Genomic DNA, 16,103 nt, shown 5'->3' on the forward strand with positions numbered 1-16,103 from the left:
TACACCCACAGCACGATGACCGTGTCCAAGGAGAAGCAATGAAGCTCAGAAAGTCCCTCATCGCCGGGTTCGCCGTCGCGGCCCTCGGCGCCTCGGTCCTGGCCGGCTGCGCGTCAGGCGGCGGTGACGATGGCGGCAGCGCCGGTGGCGACCTGCCGGCGCTGACGATCGCCAAGCCGGACGGCGCGATCACCACCGAGTCGCACAATCCCTATCTGGGCGACTCGTCCGCATCGAAGTACGGCTACGCCAAGGTCGTCTTCGAACCCCTCGCCCTCGTGAACCCGACCGGCGACCTCGGTACGACCCCGTGGCTCGCCGAATCCGTCGAATGGAACGACGACTACACCGAGCTGACCGTCGTGCCGCGCGCCGATGTCACGTGGAGCGACGGCGAGCCGTTCACCGGCGACGACATCGTGTTCACCTTCGATCAGTTCCTCAGCGGCAAGCTGACCGACTCCTCCGGACTGAACTATCAGGGCGCGACCGTCGACGGCGACACGATCACACTGAAGTTCGGCAACTCGAAGTACACCGCGCAGGCGCGCGTGCTCCACACGCCGATCGTCCCGAAGCACATCTGGGAGAACATCGAAGACCCCAACACCGACCCGCTCACCGAGGACGGGCTCGCCGTCGGCACCGGCCCGTACGTGCTCGACAACTGGACCACCGAGTCCGTCACCCTCGTCGCGAACGAGGACTACTGGGGCGGCGAGCCGGTTGTCCCCGCGCTGAACTACGTCTCCTACGGCGACAACGCGGCGCTGACCACGGCGCTGGTGTCCGGCGACGCCGACTGGGCGCAGGCCTTCATCCCCCAGATCGAGGACAGCTACCTCGCTGCCGACGAGGACAACCAGTTCCTCGTCTCGCCGACCGCAGGAGCCGGCACCCTGTTCTTCAACCTGCAGGCCGAACCCTTCGACGACCCCGCGCTGCGTCAGGCGCTGGCTTGGACGATCGACCGGCAGGCGTACGTCGACGTGGCGCGCGAGGGCGCGAGCGAGCCGATCTGGAACGTCACCGGGCTCGGCGACGTGCTCTCCGACGAGATCATCGACGAGTTCGCGAGCACCGAGTACTCGGTCGACATCGACAAGGCGCGTCAGATCCTGACGGATGCTGGCTACACCTGGGCGGACGAGAAGCTCGTCGACCCCGACGGCGCACCCGTCACGTTCTCGATCTCGGTTCCGGCCGGCTGGAGCGACTGGAACACCGAGCAGGCGCTGATCGCGGAGGAGCTCGACGCGGCCCTCGGCATCGAAGTCAAGGTCGACCAGCCCGACTGGGGCGGCTGGGACGCCGCCCGCCAGGAGGGCACGTTCCAGGCGATCATCCACTGGCTCGAGGACACCGGCAACGTGTACGGCCTGTACACCTCGACCATGGATCCGAAGTGGATCGTCGATGGCAAGGCGCAGTTCAACTTCGGTCGCTACGACGACCCTGCGGTCACCGAGGCGCTGAACACCTACGCGAACGCGGCATCCGACGACGAGCGCGCCGCGGCATCCGCCGTGCTGCAGCAGTCGTTCGCCGAGGACGTCCCGGCGATCCCGCTGGGTGCGCACCCGCTGCTGGGCGAGTTCAACACCCGCAACTACGTCGGGTGGCCGAGCGAGGACGACCAGTACGCATCGGGCGACCCGACCCAGCCCGGCGTCGTGCAGATCCTCTCGAAGCTGACCGCCAAGTAATCTCTTCGCTCGTCGAGCGGGGCCTCACCGGGCCCCGCTCGACGAGCGAAGGCGGAAAGGACCTCCATGCCAGACCCCTTGCTCACCGTGCGCGATTTCTCGGTCGTGTACGACGTCGAACCACCCGTCGCGGCCGTGAAGAACGTGACCCTCGAGCTGCAGCGCGGCGAGATCCTCGGCCTCGCCGGGGAATCCGGATGCGGCAAGACCACACTCGCCTACGGCATCCAGCGCCTGCTGCGCGCCCCCGCCGTGATCACGAGCGGATCCGTCGTCTTCCATGACGCCACCGTGGGCGACGTCGACATCAACGCACTGGATGCCGAGCAGATGCGCCGCTTCCGCTGGGACAAGGTGTCGATGGTGTTCCAGGGCGCGATGAACGCCCTGAACCCGGTCGCGACGATCGGGTCGCAGCTGGAGGACGTGTTCGAGATCCATCGTCCGCAGCTCAGTGCACGCCAGCGCCGCGCGGAAGCCGCCGAGCTGCTCGAGATCGTGAAGGTCGGCGCGGATCGCGCCCGGTCGTTCCCGCATGAGCTCTCCGGTGGCATGCGCCAGCGCGTCATGATCGCGATGGCGCTGGCCCTGCGCCCGCAGCTGATGGTCATGGACGAGCCGACGACCGCGCTCGACGTGCTCGTGCAGCGCGAGATCCTCAGCCAGATCTCGCAGCTGCGCCACGAGTTCGGCTTCTCCGTCATCTTCATCACACACGATCTGCCGCTGCTTCTGGAGATCAGCGACCGCATCGCGATCATGCGCGACGGCGAGATCGTCGAGCTCGACACCGCGGAGCGGATCTGGAACGCGCCGCAGGACGACTACACCCGGACGCTCCTGGCGTCCTTCCCGAGACTCACCGGAGAGAAGGGGATGGTGGTGCGATGACCGCGCTCGAGTTCTCGCATGTCACGAAGGTCTACAACGTCCGCGGCGCCGGGCAGATCAAGGCCCTCGACGACGTCACCTTCACGCTGCGCTCCGGTCAGACGATCGGGCTCGTCGGCCAGTCCGGCAGCGGCAAATCCACGATCGCGAAGATCCTCACACAGCTCGAGTCGCCGACGCAGGGCGCCGTGCTGCTCGACGGCGTTCCTGTGCCGCGCCGCGGCAAGGGGCTGCGCACGTACCGCCAGCGCCTGCGCATGGTCTTCCAGGATCCGTTCGCCTCGCTGAACCCGTACCACTCCATCGGCTACCACATCGCGCGGCCGCTGCGCCTGCACGGGGTCGTTCCGAAGGTGCAGCAGGATGCCGAGGTGCGGCGTCTGCTGGAAAGGGTCCGCCTGATCCCGGATGCCGTGATCGACCGCCGCCCGCACGAGCTGTCCGGCGGGCAGCGCCAGCGCGTCGCGATCGCCAGGGCGCTCGCGTCGCGTCCATCGCTCCTCGTCGCGGATGAGCCTGTGTCGATGCTCGACGTGTCTATCCGTCTCGGCGTGCTGAACCTGCTCGCCGACCTGCAGCGCGAGGAGGGGCTCGGTGTGCTCTACATCACCCACGACCTCGCCACAGCCCGGCACTTCAGCGACGAGATCATCGTGCTCAACCAGGGGCGGATCGTCGAGCGGGGTTCGGCCGACGACGTGATCCTCCGTCCGCAGGATCCGTACACGCAGGAGCTGCGCGCGGCATCGCCCGATCCGGACAAGCACTTCGCCTCGGCATCCGGCACAGCAGGAGGAACCCGATGACCGTCACCGAACCGCGCATCGAGCCGGCGCGGACCGACGCCGTCGCCACGGGCACGACCGCCACCCGCGTCGTCTCCTCCCGGGCACGCGTGCCGTGGCGCTTCATCGGCAGCCGCGCAGCCTTCTACCTGTTCACGCTGTGGGCGGCGCTCACGATCAACTTCTTCGTTCCGCGCATGATGAAGGGCGACGCGGTCGATCAGTACCTCGCCCGCAACCGCAACGTGTCGCCGGAAGCGGCGGATGCCCTGCGGTCCCTGCTGGGCCTGGACACGGACAAGTCGATGTTCCAGCAGTACATCGAGTACTGGGGGCTGCTGCTGCGCGGCGACCTCGGCGTCTCGCTGCTGCACGGGCTCCGCCCCGTGACCGAGGTGATCTCGCAGGCGCTGCCGTGGACGATCGGCCTGGTCGGCTTCGCCACCATCATCTCGTTCGCGATCGGCACGATCGGCGGCGCGTTCGTCGGATGGCGCCGCGGCAGTCGCGCGGACGCGCTGATCCCGATCACGACGTTCCTCGGGACGATCCCCTACTTCTGGCTCGGGCTGCTCGCGATCGCCCTGTTCTCGGTGAACCTCGGCTGGTTCCCGATCGGCAAGGCGTACGGCGTCGGAACGCGACCGGAGTGGTCGTTCGAGTTCATCGGCGAGGTGATCCACCACGGCACGCTGCCGGCGGTGACCATCATCATCGCCTCCCTCGGCGGCTGGATGCTCGGCATGCGCAACATGATGCTGACCGTCCTCGACGAGGACTACATCACGGTCGCCCAGGCCAAGGGAATGACGAACCAGCGGGTGCTGTGGAGCTATGCGGCCCGCAATGCGGTGCTCCCGCAGATCCAGAGCTTCGCGCTGTCGATCGGCTTCATCGTCGGCGGCACGATCGTCATGGAGATGGTGTTCAGCTATCCGGGCGTGGGCAAGCTCCTGCTCGATGCCACCAACGCCAAGGATTACGCGCTCATGCAGGGCGTGTTCCTGGTGATCACGCTGTCGGTGCTGGTCGCGAACATCCTCGCCGACGTCGCCTACGCATTCCTCGACCCGCGCACGCGCCAGACGGAGGCCTGAGCATGAACGCACCGACCCCCACCCGCAGTCCTGCGGCCGAGACGGCTGCCCCGGACACGTACGCCGTGCGGACAGCCGCGCCGTCCGCCGACCACTCCGACTCGTTCTGGTCGAAGGTCGCCTCCGCGTTCGCGATGTTCCGCAACGGCAAGTCGCTCGCCGGCCTCGCCATCCTGGCGTTCTTCGTCCTGATCGCGATCTTCGCCGACGTGCTGGCGCCGTACTCGCCGACCCAGGTCGACAACACGCGCCGGTTCGAACCGCCCTCCGCCGATCACTGGCTGGGGACGACCCACATCGGCGAGGACGTGCTCAGCCAGGTCATCCACGGCACCCGTGGCGTGATCGTCGTCGGCTTCCTCGCCGCGGCGATCGCGACCGTCATCGCCATCACCGTGGGCGTGATCGCCGGGTACATCCGCGGCTGGAAGAGCGAGTCGCTGTCGGCGATGACGAACGTCTTCCTCGTCATTCCGGGCCTGCCGCTCATCATCATCGTCGCCGCGATGTTCGAGGAGCCGCCGCTGTGGGTGATCGCCGCCGTGCTCGGCCTCACCGGATGGGCCTGGGGAGCGCGCGTGCTGCGGGCGCAGACGATGTCGCTGCGCAACCGCGACTTCATCCAGGCCGCACGTGCCAACGGCGAGCCGCTGCACCGCATCATCACGGTCGAGATGCTGCCCAACCTCATGGCGTTGATCGCGGCGAGCTTCGTCGGGACGGTGACAGCGGCCATCCTCGCGCTCACGACGCTGTCGTACATCGGCGTGATCCCCGTCACGACCTACAACTGGGGGACGATCCTGAACTGGGCGTCCGCGCAGGGTGCGTTCCGGCAGAACCAGTGGTGGTGGTACCTTCCCCCTGGCCTCTGCATCGCGTTCATCGGCGTCGCGCTCGCGCTGATCAACTTCGGCATCGACGAGTACGTCAACCCGCGGCTGCGCTCCGCGGGCGAGCGGGCCCGCGCCATGAAGAAGAAGGGGCTGAACGTCAACGACGCCGTCACGGCCGTCCGACCCGTCGCCGAGACGACCGAAACGAACAAGAAGAAATGACGCTGCAGACTCAGACCCTCCCGTACCTCGATCCCTCTCTCTCCGTCGCAGACCGCGTCGCCGATCTGCTCAGCCGTATGACGGTGGAGGAGAAGGTCGGTCAGATGCTGCAACTGGATGCCCGCGACGACCTGGACGACCACATCCTGCGCCGTCACGTCGGCTCGATCCTGCACACCTCGCCCGAACGCATCATCCGGGCGCGTGAGCTGACCCTCGAGACGCGCCTCGGCATCCCGCTGATCGTCGGGGAGGACTGCATCCACGGCCACTCGTTCTGGCCTGGGGCGACGATCTACCCGACCCAGCTCGGGATGGCGGCCTCGTGGGATGCCGAGCTCGTCGAGAAGGTCGCTCGCGCGACGGCCGAGGAGGTCGCCGTCACCGGCATCCACTGGACCTTCTCGCCCGTGCTCTGCATCGCCCGCGACCTGCGCTGGGGGCGTGTGAACGAGACCTTCGGCGAGGACCCGTTCCTCATCGGCGAGCTCGCCAGCGCCATGGTGCGCGGCTACCAGGGCGACGGTCTCGACGACCCGACCGCGATCCTCGCGACGGCCAAGCACTTCGCCGGATACTCCGAGACGCAGGGCGGGAGGGATGCCTCGGAGGCCGACATCTCGCGGCGCAAGCTCCGCAGCTGGTTCCTGCCGCCGTTCGAACGCGTCGCCCGCGAAGGATGCCGCACCTTCATGCTCGGCTATCAGTCGACGGACGGCGTGCCGATCACCGTGAACGACTGGCTGCTCAGCGACGTCCTGCGCGGCGAGTGGGGATACACCGGCACGCTCATCACGGACTGGGACAACGTCGGACGCATGGTGTGGGAACAGCATGTGCAGCCCGACTACGCGCACGCCGCCGCCGCAGCGGTGCGGGCGGGCAACGACATGGTGATGAACACTCCCGACTTCTTCGAGGGCGCTCTGGATGCCGTCGCGAAGGGTCTTCTGCCGGACGACGCCTTCGACGCGGCCGTCGCCCGCATCCTCACCCTGAAATTCGAGCTCGGCCTGTTCGAGGACGCGCGCCTGCCCGGTGAGGACGTGGACACCGTCGTCGGAAGCGCCGCGCACGCCGATCTGAACCTCGAGGTCGCCCGGCGGTCGATCGTGCTGCTCGAGAACGACGGCACGCTCCCTCTTCGGCCGGCTGCGCCGCTGCGCGTGGCGGTCGCAGGTCCCCTGGCAGATGATGCGCAGGAGCAGCTCGGCGACTGGGCGGGCGGATCCGGTCAGGCCGGTTGGCTCGACGAGCAGCCGCGCGAGATGATCACCACAGTGCTCGACGGACTCCGCGCCGTCGACGGCTGGTCGGTGAGCGCGGCGCGCGGTGCCGACATCGTCACGTTCGAGAGCCCCGCAGACGCGCTGAATCCCGTGCCGTGGGACCGGAGGTTCACCCCGGCGGCTCCCGATGCCGAGCAGATCGCCGAAGCGACGGCGCTCGCCGCGGCATCCGATGTCGTCGTCGCCGTCGTGGGTGACCGCGTCGAGCTGTACGGCGAGGGCCGCTCCACGGCGACGCTCGAGCTCGTCGGCGGTCAGAACGCGCTGCTGGACGCACTCATCGCCACCGGGAAACCGGTGATCGTGGTGCTGCTGGCGTCGAAGCCGCTCGTGCTGCCGGCATCCGTGTCGCAGGCCGCCGCCGTGATCTGGGCGGCGAACCCGGGGATGCAGGGCGGGCGCGCGCTCGCCGAGCTGATCACCGGGGCGATCGAGCCGTCTGGACGTCTGCCCATCTCGTTCGCTCGGCACGCCGGCCAGCAGCCGACGTACTACAACCAGATCCGCGGCCAGCACGGTCACCGCTATGCCGATCTGACCCAGGCTCCGCTCTGGGCGTTCGGCGACGGGCTGTCGTACACGACCGTCTCATACTCGGATCTGACCGCGTCGGTCGTCGGCGATGTCGTGAACGCCGACGTCACCGTGACGAACACGGGGAACCGGCCCGTGCGCGAGACCGTGCAGGTCTACGTGCGCGACGAGGTCACGTCGGTGAGCTGGGCGGACCGCGAACTGAAGGCGTACCGTCAGGTCGATCTGTCGCCGGGAGAATCCCAGCGCGTGCGGATCGAGGTCCCGGTCGCTGAGTGCACCATCGTGGATGCCGCGGGCAACCGGATCGTCGAAGCCGGCGAGTTCAGCCTGCTCGTCGGGCCGTCGTCCCGTGTGGAGACGCTGCTGGAGGCATCCTTCGTCCTGGAGTGAGGTCGGCCGATCGGAAAACCGGGATCAGTTCGCACGCGTGCGGCGTGTCCGACCGGGACACGCCGCACCGCACACGGATGGTCCCGGATTTCCGACGGGGCGGCGTTCGGTTCTCGAGCAGGTCAGACGGTGAGGACGACGTGGCCGCGCTTGCGGCCGGTGTCGACGTAGCGGTGCGCCTCGACGACCTCGTCGAGCGGCAGGACGCGGTCGACGACCGGGCGCAGCGCACCCCGACCGGCGAGGTCGGCGACGTGCTGCAGGTCGCCGCTCGTGATGCGGGCGAGTCCGGCGTTGCGCACGTGCATGCCGCCCGGCCGCAGCAAGCCGCGGCACGCACGCGCGGATGACGTCATCACCGCGTCGTAGACGACGTCGAAGCGCTGGCCGAGGCGCGTGAAATCCTCCGTCCCGTAGTCGACGACCGCATCCGCGCCGAGGCTCTCGACCAGGTCGCGGTTGCGTGCGCTGCAGACGGCGGTGACCTCGGCGCCGAGATGCTTCGCGAGCTGGATCGCGGAGGTCCCCAGGCTCCCCGAGGCGCCGTTGATGAGGATGCGGTGGCCGGCGCCGAGACCCGCCTTCTGCAGGTTCTTCAGGGCGGTCATCGCCCCCGTCGGGAGTGCTGCCGCCTCTTCGAAGCTCATGGACGACGGCTTGCGCGCGATCGCGCCGTGCTTCTGCGGATCAAGGCTGTCCGCGGGCAGGCAGCGGTACCCGGCATTGCCGCCCAGACCGAAGCCGCAGAAGGCCATCACCTCGTCGCCGGGCGCGAATGCCGAGACTCCGGTGCCGACGGCATCCACCACGCCGGCGAGTTCCAGTCCGAGGACCAGGTCGCGTCGTGGGCGGAACAGGCCGAACGCGAGGCGGGCCGCGAAGGGGTCGGCCCGGCGGATGCGGGCATCGCCGACGTGTGCGGTGGTCGCGACCGTGCGGATGCGGACCTCGCCCGCTCGTGGCTCCGGCATCGGCACTTCGCGGATGGCCAGCACCTCCGGTGCACCGTAGGCCGTGCAGATCACTGCCCTCATTTCCGCGCCCGCCCGGTGTCGTACGCCCACATCGCCGCCTCGACGCGGTTGCGCACGCCGAGCTTGTGCAGGATCGTGCCGATGTGCGCCTTCACGGTCCCCATCGAGACGAACAGCCGGTCGCCGATCTCGGCGTTCGTGAGGCCGGCGCTCAGCAGCGCGAGCACCTCCTCCTCGCGTGCCGTGAGCGGATCGGTCGGGGCGGCCGTCGGGCGACGCGTCGCGAAGGCCGACAGGAGGCGTGTCGTCACACGCGGCGACACGAGGGAGTCGCCATCGGCGGCGGCTCGGATGGCTTCGCCGATGAGCGCACCACCGACATCCTTCAAGAGGAACCCCTTGGCTCCGGCGCGCAGCGCGCCGAGCACGTACTCGTCGAGGTCGAACGTCGTGATGATCACGACCGCGATCGGATCGTCGACGCCGGGGCCGGCGAGCACCTCGGTGACCTGGATGCCGTCGAGCCCCGGCATCCGGATGTCGACGAGGGCGACGTCGGGGCGCAGCCTCCGAGCGGCGGCGACGGCGCTCGTCCCGTCCGGAGCCTCGCCGACGACCTCGATGTCCGGGAGCGTCTCCAGCAGCAGCCGGAGGCCGGTGCGCACCGTCTCCTGGTCGTCGGCGATCAGCACGCGGATCATGACGCGCCTCGAGGGATCCGCATGCGCAGCACCCATCCGCCGTCGGCGCCGGGGCCGGTCTCAAGGCGGCCGCCGAGCAGAGCCAGACGCTCTGTCATGCCGCGCAGTCCGTAGCCCTCGCCCGTCGTGGCTGCTGTCGGTCGGCCGTCGTCGCCCACCGTCAGCACCACGGCATCGCCCTCGGCACGCACATCGATGTCGATGCGCCGCACGCCGATCGCGTGGCGCCGTGCGTTGGTCACGGCCTCCTGCGCGACGCGGTAGAGCGTCAGGGCGACGAGCTGGGGCAGCGGAGCTGCCAGGTCGATGCGGACCGAGACCTGCGGCGGACCGTTCGTCGCGAGAGCAGCCACGTCGTCGAGTCCGCGGGTCGGTGCGTACTCGGCCGGTCCCCGCAGGCTGCCGACGATCGTGCGCATCTCGCCGAGGGCGGCACTCGCCTCCTGTTCGATCACGGCCAGCGATTCAGCGACCTCCGCGCTGTGCGGGCCGCGGGCGGCCGCGGCCTGCGCCCGGATCGCGATCGCCGAGACGTGATGGGCGACGGTGTCGTGCAGGTCGCGGGCCAGGGCGGTCCGCTCCTTCACACGCGCCATCGCGATCTCGCGCTCCAGGGATGCCGCCCGTTCGCGGCGCAGCGCTCCGGTCAGGCACGCCGTGCCGACGAACAGCACGCCGACGACGGCACCGATCGCTCGATCCGCCGCCGGGGCGGCGGCGAGGGATGCCGAGACGAGCACGCCGGTTCCGAGCGCGACCGAGCCGATGATGCGTTCGACGCGGGTTCCCCAGCGGAACAGCGCGTACGGCACGAGCAGCAGCGCGAACATCGCCACCAGACCCGACTGCGGGACGCCGGCCAGCGCCTGCACGATCGCGAATCCTGTGGTGCCGACGGCCATCGCCAGTACGAGGGTCAGCGGGTGACGGCGTCGCCAGGGGAGTCCGGCGAGCAGGACGACGGTGACGCCGATCGTCGCCCACGGCCAGGGGAGGTCGTGTCGCAGCATCCCTTCAGCGATCGCCAGCGCGATGAGCGCGACCGCGAGCACGGCATCGCGTCGCCGAGGAGCGCGCGGATCGCTGAGGGTGTCCACGCCACGCATGCTACGCGACCGCCTGTCGAGCGCGTCCGCGGCGGATGATGACCTCGGCCACGACGATGTTGATCAGCCACCCGGCATCCATCTGCACGAGCCGCCAGAACTCGTCCGGTGGGCCGAACATCGCGACGAACGGCGCCGTCGTGAGCACCTGCGTTCCGGCGCCCAGGGCCAGCGCGCAGGCGCGGATCATCCAGCCGCGGTGCGCGCCGATGTCGTGGCGCAGCACGGCGCGGACGCCCAGCACGAGGAATGTCAGCATGAGCGTGCCGACGAGGTAGCGCGAGACCTGCAGCCCGAGGCCGTCGATCGGCGGGACGTCGTAGAACGCGGTCATCCAGAGACCGCTCAGCGCCACGATGACGCCGGCGGGAACGAGCAGATATCGGCCGGCGAAGCGGTGCCATTCGAGATGGCGCGAGCGCAGCCGGGGGAGGAACTGGAACGCGCCGATCCCCGAGTACACGAGCGCGCCGATGATATGCAGGACGACCGGCAACGGCATCTCCATGAACCGCGTGTTCGCCTCTGTGGTCGGCGCTCCTGCGGCGATCTCGCCGACGCGGAAGGCGCCGGCGACCGAGGGGATGAGAGTCAGGGCGAGCAGGCCGGTGGCGATGAGCGCGTCGCGGCTGACACCGCGCGACGTGCGGGTGGCGAGCGAGGAAGTGGTCATGACCTCAGCGTCGCCCCGGGCGATTACTGCCCGCATCGGCCGATCGGCCAGAACCCCCGCTCGGCGAGGGCAGGGGCGGTGCGCCGGACCCCGGACGCCTCGGTGCCGGCTCGGCACGCCGCGGTGGCGACACGGCGAGAAGGGCGTGAGGCGTCCGGGATCCGACCCGGATCATGTGCCGGCGTCCGGAGTGCGGGTCAGACCTGCTCCTGACGCGGGGCGAGGGGCAGCGGCTCCATGGGCTGGTCGTTCGCGGTCAGGTCGATGCCGAGGTCGCGGGCGTAGACGACGCGCGTCGCGATCGCGACGTCGTCCCCCGACTCGGTGAGCTCGAAGACGCGGCCGCCGCGCATGCGATTGCGCTCGGCGCCGGAGAGCCCGTAGGCACCGAAGCCGGTTCCCGGCGCGTAGCCGAGCATGACTCCGTAGTAGTCGCCGACGTAGTCATTGATGTGGTCGTGCCCGACGAACACGCCCCTCACGTCGCCGCGCTCGAGGATCGCGTTGTACATGCCGGAGTTGAACGGACCGGGGCATTCGTCCTCGTTGCGCTCGCCGACGATGCCGTGGCGTGCCTTGCCGCGCGCGGCATCGGCCGCTGTGCGGGTGTCGACGCCGCCCCACCACATGAAGCGGTGCTCCCACAGGGCGATGTGCAGGAACATGAGCCCTGGCACTTTGCGTCCGCGGTGCTTCTCGAGGCGCTGCGACTGCTCGCGGTACCACGCGACCTGATCCATGCGCAGCCAGTCCCAGGTCGGGTAGCCGGCGAAGTCCTGACCGTTGATCGCGCCGGGGGCGTATCGACCCGAGTCCATCAGCCAGAGCGTGAACGCGTCCCGGTTCTTCTTCGCAGCCGAGCCGATCGACACGATCGTGTTGCTGGTCCCGGTCACTCCTTCGGTGTTCTCGGCGTTCATGTTGTACGCGTACGAGCGGTACATCGCGAGCATACCCGCCTCGTCGACGCCCGACGCGGCGAACGAGTCCTCGTCGTGGTTGCCGTATGTGACCGCCCACGGGATCTTCCGCGACTCCATCGGCTGCACGACGTTGTTGATCGCCTGCTTGACGGCCAGGCGCGTCTCGCATCCGCCCGTGATCACGTCGCCGTTGATGACCACGGCGTCCGGCTTCTCCTGATCGAGCACCTTCTCCATCAGCTCCACCGTCCGACGATCGGTCCGCTCGTCGTCCTGGGTGTCGTTGAACTGCACGACTTTGAACGTGCCGTCCGTGCGGAACCGCAGCTTCGGGGCGTTCGGGCTCGGACTGCCGGACGAGGATGCCGCAGCGCCAGACAGCGGGCTCGCGGTGGCCGCTGCGGCGCCGAGCGGCAGTGCGGCGCTGAGGGCGCTGACCGCACCAGCGGTGAGGACGGTTCGCCGGCTGATCGGCAGTCGTTCGGGCATTCGAGCTCTCCTTGTCTTCGGGCGGATCTCGCCGCGGTGAGACTAGGAGGGCCAGATGGCCTCCCGCTGTCGCTGTGGTGAACGGATGCCCGGGATCAGATCCGGTCGAGCTGCTCGAGGAATTCGTCGGCCATCTCGAGCTGCGAGGCCAGCCGGTCGCGCCGTTCCGCGGCATCAGCCCGGAAGTCCTGCAGCACCGTGCGTGCTTCGGCGGTTTCGCCGGCATCGGCGGCATCCAGAACGCGGAGCAGATCGCCCATCTGCTCCAGCGAATAACCGAGTGGCTTCATGCGACGGATCACGAGCAGCCGGCGCAGGTCGTCGTCGGTGTACAGGCGGAATCCGCCTTCCGAGCGGCCGGAGGGGGTGAGGAGTCCGATCTCGTCGTAGTGGCGGAGCGTGCGCAGCGACATGCCGGTGCGGTCGGCGAGCTCGCCGATGTGCATGGTCTCCGGCATCCGCTTTCCTCCTAACCCTCACGTTACGTTAGGGTCTCTCTGTCGGGTGTTCGGCTCGACGGATCCATGCTTTCACACGCCAGGGGAGTCCCATGTTCGCGTCCGTCGCATCCGACGACCGTGCCCGCTACCGGGACGATCCGTCGGTCCTGTCCGTGCTGAAGCGTCCGCGGCTGCTCACCCGCGAGGTGCTCGCCGGCCTCGTCGTCGGCCTCGCGCTCATCCCCGAGGCGATCGCGTTCTCGGTCATCGCCGGCGTCGACCCGAAGGTCGGACTCTTCTCCTCGTTCATCATGGCCGTCTCGATCGCCTTCCTCGGTGGGCGACCAGCGATGGTCACGGCGGCCACGGGCGCGGTGGCGCTCGTGATCGCGCCGGTGGCGCCGACGTACGGCCTGGACTACCTCATCGCCACGATCATCCTCGCCGGCGTCTTCCAGATCCTCCTCGGCGTGCTCGGCGTCGCCAAGCTCATGCGATTCATCCCGCGCAGCGTCATGACCGGGTTCGTCAACGCGCTCGCCATCTTCGTGTTCAGCTCGCAGATCCCGCACCTGGTCGGCGTGCCGTGGCTGGTGTATCCGCTCGTCGTCCTCGGCATCCTCGTCATGATCGCGGTGCCGCGCCTGACGAAGGTGATCCCCGCGCCGCTCATCTCGGTCGTCATCGTCACGGCTGTGGTGCTGGTGTTCTCGATCCAGGTGCCGACGGTCGGTGCTCAGGGCGAGCTGCCGGAGACGCTGCCGTCGCTGTTCCTGCCGAACGTGCCGCTGACGTGGGAGACGTTCACGATCATCGCGCCCTTCGCTCTCGGCGTCGCCGTCGTCGGACTGATGGAGTCCCTCATGACGGCCAAGCTCGTCGATGAGATCACCGACACGCACTCGGACAAGACCCGCGAGAGCTGGGCCCAGGGTGCGGCGAACGTCCTCTCGGGCTTCCTCGGCGGCATGGGCGGATGTGCGGTGATCGGCCAGACGATGATCAACGTGAAGTCCTCGGGTGCGCGCACGCGCATCTCCACGTTCTTCGCGGGCATCTTCCTGTTCCTTCTCGTCGTCGTGTTCGGAGACTTCGTGGCGACGATCCCGATGGCCGCCCTCGTCGCGGTCATGGTCATGGTCGCGATCGGGGCGTTCGACTGGCACAGCGTGCGCCCGTCGACGCTGAGGCGGATGCCGAAGAGCGAGACCTTCGTCATGATCTCGACGGTCGTGCTCGTGCTCCTCACCCACAACCTCGCGGTCGGCGTCGTCGGCGGCGTGTTCATCGCCTCGGTGCTGTTCGTGCGCCGGGTCGCGCACGTCGTCGCGGTCACGCGGAACGTCGACGCGGATGCCGCGCACTACGTCGTGGACGGTGAGCTGTTCTTCGCATCGAGCAACGATCTGACCACGCAGTTCGAGTACGCCGCGGATCCGGATCGGATCGTGATCGATCTGTCGCGTTCGCACGTGTGGGATGCGTCGACGGTCGCCGCCCTCGACGCGATCGAGACGAAGTACGCGCAGCACGGGAAGTCGGTCGAGCTGGTGGGGCTCAACGAGGCGAGCGGGACGTTCCACGGTCGACTCTCCGGCGGTTTCCCGCCGGCCTGATCAGGCGGTCTCGTCGTCGAGTCGCCGAGGCCCCGTTCCGGATGCCCCGAGCGCGTCGTCGGGATTGAGCAGCCGGCACGCCTTCATCGACAGGCATCCGCAGCCGATGCAGCCGGTGAGCTCGCGCTCCAGGCGCTCGATGCCCTCGCGGCGCCGCTCGAGCTCGTGCTTCCAGCGCCGCGACGCGCGCTGCCAGTCCTCGTGGCTGGGCGTCTCGGTCATCGGCACGTCGGCGAAGACCTCCTGCACTTCGGACAGCGGGATGCTGAGCCGCTTGGCGACGGTGATGAGCGACACCCGTCGCAGCATGTGCCTGGCGTAGCGGCGCTGATTGCCGGGGGTGCGGGTGGACGCGATGAGTCCGAGCTGTTCGTAGAAGTGCAGCGCGGACACGGCGACGCCGGTGCGCCGGCTCATCTCGCCGACCGTGAGCTGCTCGTCCGGCGCGTGGGCCGCGGTGGTCTCGCTCATGCACCCTCCTCGATTTGACCTCAAGCATACTTGAGGTTTTACGGTGGAGGGGAGTGTGAAAGAGGTACCGGATGACCTATGTGATCGCGCTGCCGTGCGTGGACGTCAAGGACCGAGCCTGCATCGACGAGTGTCCCGTCGATTGCATCTACGAGGGCGAACGGTCGCTCTACATCCACCCGGATGAATGCGTGGACTGCGGCGCGTGCGAGCCGGTGTGTCCGGTCGAGGCGATCTACTACGAGGACGACGTCCCCGCGGAGTGGGCCGACTACTACCGGGCGAATGTCGAGTTCTTCGCCGAGATCGGCTCGCCGGGTGGCGCGGCCAAGGTCGGCGCGTACGAGTTCGACCACCCGCTCATCGCGGCGCTCCCGCCGCAGGAGGGCGTCGCATGAGCACGCAGCTCACCTCTGCCGCGCCGATGCCCAGCGCCGTGGGCGAGGGGCTGAAGAAGGCGTTCCGCACGCACCCCTCCGGCGTCGCGATCATCACGGCGAACGTCGACTCCGGACCCGTGGGGCTCACGGCATCCAGCGTCTCCTCCGTGGCGGTCGACCCCGCCGCCATCATGTTCTCCGTGACGCGGGCCACCGGCAGCGCCGGCGCACTGCTCGCCGCCGACACGTTCGTCGTGCATCTCATCGACGACGCGCACGCCGAGCTCGCTCAGGCGTTCGCAACCAGCGGCGCCGAGCGCTTCACGCCCGAGCAGGGCTGGCGCGTGCTCGAGACCGGTGAGCCGCACCTCCCCACTGCCAGGGCGGCATTGCGCAGCCGCGCGCTGCACACGGTTCCGGTCGGATCATCCACCGTCGTGATCGCCGAGGTCCTCGACGTCCTGGACGGTCCGCTCGGCCGCCCTGTCGTCTACTTCGATCGGCGATTCCACGCGCTTCCCGCCGCCTGAGTCGGGTTGCCCGCGTCGGCGGCGCGCATCTCGCAGAATCGCACGGA

Annotated in this window: 16 protein-coding genes; 9 read left to right on the forward strand and 7 right to left on the reverse strand. The window is 68.9% G+C overall.

Annotation, left to right across the window (positions count from 1 at the left end):
* Window positions 1-38 precede the first annotated feature (38 nt).
* The 6 genes from AC3ANJ_RS02085 (at window position 39) to AC3ANJ_RS02110 (ending at window position 7,753) form a co-directional block, all read left to right on the forward strand.
* The gene (locus AC3ANJ_RS02085) at window positions 39-1,706 is read left to right on the forward strand and encodes an ABC transporter substrate-binding protein (RefSeq protein WP_488318014.1); all 1,668 of its coding nucleotides are present in this window, start codon (window positions 39-41) and stop codon (window positions 1,704-1,706) included.
* A 66-nt stretch (window positions 1,707-1,772) separates the two neighbouring features.
* Entirely contained in the window at window positions 1,773-2,597 is an 825-nt protein-coding gene (locus AC3ANJ_RS02090; RefSeq protein ID WP_488318015.1) for an ABC transporter ATP-binding protein, read from the forward strand.
* Window positions 2,594-3,403, forward strand: coding sequence for an ABC transporter ATP-binding protein (locus AC3ANJ_RS02095; protein ID WP_488318016.1), 810 nt, complete (start codon window positions 2,594-2,596; stop codon window positions 3,401-3,403). The genes AC3ANJ_RS02090 and AC3ANJ_RS02095 overlap by 4 nt, the downstream gene beginning before the upstream one ends.
* On the forward strand, window positions 3,400-4,479 hold the full coding sequence (locus tag AC3ANJ_RS02100) for an ABC transporter permease (protein ID WP_488318017.1): 1,080 nt from the start codon (window positions 3,400-3,402) through the stop codon (window positions 4,477-4,479). Before AC3ANJ_RS02095 ends, AC3ANJ_RS02100 begins: the two co-directional genes overlap by 4 nt.
* A gap of 2 nt (window positions 4,480-4,481) precedes the next feature.
* The gene (locus AC3ANJ_RS02105) at window positions 4,482-5,537 is read left to right on the forward strand and encodes an ABC transporter permease (RefSeq protein WP_406247258.1); all 1,056 of its coding nucleotides are present in this window, start codon (window positions 4,482-4,484) and stop codon (window positions 5,535-5,537) included.
* A complete protein-coding gene (locus AC3ANJ_RS02110) occupies window positions 5,534-7,753 on the forward strand; it encodes a glycoside hydrolase family 3 N-terminal domain-containing protein (RefSeq protein WP_488318018.1) in 2,220 nt (739 codons plus the stop codon). The genes AC3ANJ_RS02105 and AC3ANJ_RS02110 overlap by 4 nt, the downstream gene beginning before the upstream one ends.
* Window positions 7,754-7,875: 122 nt before the next feature.
* Here AC3ANJ_RS02110 and AC3ANJ_RS02115 read toward each other — a convergent pair whose 3' ends face one another.
* The 6 genes from AC3ANJ_RS02115 to AC3ANJ_RS02140 all read right to left on the reverse strand — a co-directional run bounded on the left by AC3ANJ_RS02115 (window position 7,876) and on the right by AC3ANJ_RS02140 (window position 13,077).
* The gene (locus AC3ANJ_RS02115; protein ID WP_488318019.1) at window positions 7,876-8,787 is read right to left on the reverse strand and encodes an NAD(P)-dependent alcohol dehydrogenase; all 912 of its coding nucleotides are present in this window, start codon (window positions 8,785-8,787) and stop codon (window positions 7,876-7,878) included.
* Window positions 8,784-9,428 carry a response regulator gene (locus AC3ANJ_RS02120; RefSeq protein WP_488318020.1) on the reverse strand — a complete coding sequence of 215 codons (645 nt, stop codon included), beginning with the start codon at window positions 9,426-9,428 and terminating at the stop codon, window positions 8,784-8,786. The genes AC3ANJ_RS02115 and AC3ANJ_RS02120 overlap by 4 nt, the downstream gene beginning before the upstream one ends.
* Window positions 9,425-10,525, reverse strand: coding sequence for a sensor histidine kinase (locus AC3ANJ_RS02125; protein WP_488318021.1), 1,101 nt, complete (start codon window positions 10,523-10,525; stop codon window positions 9,425-9,427). Before AC3ANJ_RS02125 ends, AC3ANJ_RS02120 begins: the two co-directional genes overlap by 4 nt.
* A gap of 10 nt (window positions 10,526-10,535) precedes the next feature.
* Entirely contained in the window at window positions 10,536-11,207 is a 672-nt protein-coding gene (locus tag AC3ANJ_RS02130; protein ID WP_488318022.1) for a DUF2306 domain-containing protein, read from the reverse strand.
* A gap of 197 nt (window positions 11,208-11,404) precedes the next feature.
* The gene (locus AC3ANJ_RS02135) at window positions 11,405-12,619 is read right to left on the reverse strand and encodes a metallophosphoesterase family protein (protein WP_488318023.1); all 1,215 of its coding nucleotides are present in this window, start codon (window positions 12,617-12,619) and stop codon (window positions 11,405-11,407) included.
* A gap of 95 nt (window positions 12,620-12,714) precedes the next feature.
* A complete protein-coding gene (locus AC3ANJ_RS02140) occupies window positions 12,715-13,077 on the reverse strand; it encodes a MerR family transcriptional regulator (protein WP_488318024.1) in 363 nt (120 codons plus the stop codon).
* Window positions 13,078-13,169: 92 nt separating this feature from the next.
* Between AC3ANJ_RS02140 and AC3ANJ_RS02145 the strand changes: the two genes are divergently transcribed.
* Window positions 13,170-14,675, forward strand: a complete 1,506-nt coding sequence (locus AC3ANJ_RS02145) for a SulP family inorganic anion transporter (protein WP_488318025.1) — start codon at window positions 13,170-13,172, stop codon at window positions 14,673-14,675.
* Here AC3ANJ_RS02145 and soxR read toward each other — a convergent pair whose 3' ends face one another.
* Window positions 14,676-15,146, reverse strand: coding sequence for a redox-sensitive transcriptional activator SoxR (soxR, locus tag AC3ANJ_RS02150; RefSeq protein WP_488318026.1), 471 nt, complete (start codon window positions 15,144-15,146; stop codon window positions 14,676-14,678). It abuts the gene before it with no gap.
* 71 nt (window positions 15,147-15,217) lie between these two features.
* On the opposite strand from soxR, the gene fdxA reads away from it, so the two are divergent.
* Together fdxA and AC3ANJ_RS02160 are read left to right on the forward strand one after the other, a co-directional pair.
* Complete coding sequence (fdxA, locus tag AC3ANJ_RS02155) at window positions 15,218-15,544, forward strand: ferredoxin (protein WP_488318027.1); 327 nt, start codon at window positions 15,218-15,220, stop codon at window positions 15,542-15,544.
* Window positions 15,541-16,056 carry a flavin reductase family protein gene (locus AC3ANJ_RS02160; protein WP_488318028.1) on the forward strand — a complete coding sequence of 172 codons (516 nt, stop codon included), beginning with the start codon at window positions 15,541-15,543 and terminating at the stop codon, window positions 16,054-16,056. Before fdxA ends, AC3ANJ_RS02160 begins: the two co-directional genes overlap by 4 nt.
* Window positions 16,057-16,103: the final 47 nt, after the last annotated feature.

The sequence above is a fragment of the Microbacterium sp. STRO-1N genome, assembly GCF_057748015.1.

Excerpts from the sequence above, each read along its gene's own strand:
- AC3ANJ_RS02160 (WP_488318028.1), top strand. The coding sequence starts at position 15,541 with ATGAGCACGCAGCTCACCTCTGCCGCGCCGATGCCCAGCGCCGTGGGC.
- AC3ANJ_RS02110 (WP_488318018.1), top strand. The coding sequence starts at position 5,534 with ATGACGCTGCAGACTCAGACCCTCCCGTACCTCGATCCCTCTCTCTCC.
- AC3ANJ_RS02130 (WP_488318022.1), bottom strand. The coding sequence starts at position 11,207 with ATGACCACTTCCTCGCTCGCCACCCGCACGTCGCGCGGTGTCAGCCGC.
- soxR (WP_488318026.1), bottom strand. The coding sequence starts at position 15,146 with ATGAGCGAGACCACCGCGGCCCACGCGCCGGACGAGCAGCTCACGGTC.
- AC3ANJ_RS02115 (WP_488318019.1), bottom strand. The coding sequence starts at position 8,787 with ATGAGGGCAGTGATCTGCACGGCCTACGGTGCACCGGAGGTGCTGGCC.
- AC3ANJ_RS02140 (WP_488318024.1), bottom strand. The coding sequence starts at position 13,077 with ATGCCGGAGACCATGCACATCGGCGAGCTCGCCGACCGCACCGGCATG.
- AC3ANJ_RS02120 (WP_488318020.1), bottom strand. The coding sequence starts at position 9,428 with ATGATCCGCGTGCTGATCGCCGACGACCAGGAGACGGTGCGCACCGGC.
- AC3ANJ_RS02145 (WP_488318025.1), top strand. The coding sequence starts at position 13,170 with ATGTTCGCGTCCGTCGCATCCGACGACCGTGCCCGCTACCGGGACGAT.
- AC3ANJ_RS02100 (WP_488318017.1), top strand. The coding sequence starts at position 3,400 with ATGACCGTCACCGAACCGCGCATCGAGCCGGCGCGGACCGACGCCGTC.
- AC3ANJ_RS02085 (WP_488318014.1), top strand. The coding sequence starts at position 39 with ATGAAGCTCAGAAAGTCCCTCATCGCCGGGTTCGCCGTCGCGGCCCTC.
- fdxA (WP_488318027.1), top strand. The coding sequence starts at position 15,218 with ATGACCTATGTGATCGCGCTGCCGTGCGTGGACGTCAAGGACCGAGCC.
- AC3ANJ_RS02105 (WP_406247258.1), top strand. The coding sequence starts at position 4,482 with ATGAACGCACCGACCCCCACCCGCAGTCCTGCGGCCGAGACGGCTGCC.
- AC3ANJ_RS02135 (WP_488318023.1), bottom strand. The coding sequence starts at position 12,619 with ATGCCCGAACGACTGCCGATCAGCCGGCGAACCGTCCTCACCGCTGGT.
- AC3ANJ_RS02095 (WP_488318016.1), top strand. The coding sequence starts at position 2,594 with ATGACCGCGCTCGAGTTCTCGCATGTCACGAAGGTCTACAACGTCCGC.
- AC3ANJ_RS02090 (WP_488318015.1), top strand. The coding sequence starts at position 1,773 with ATGCCAGACCCCTTGCTCACCGTGCGCGATTTCTCGGTCGTGTACGAC.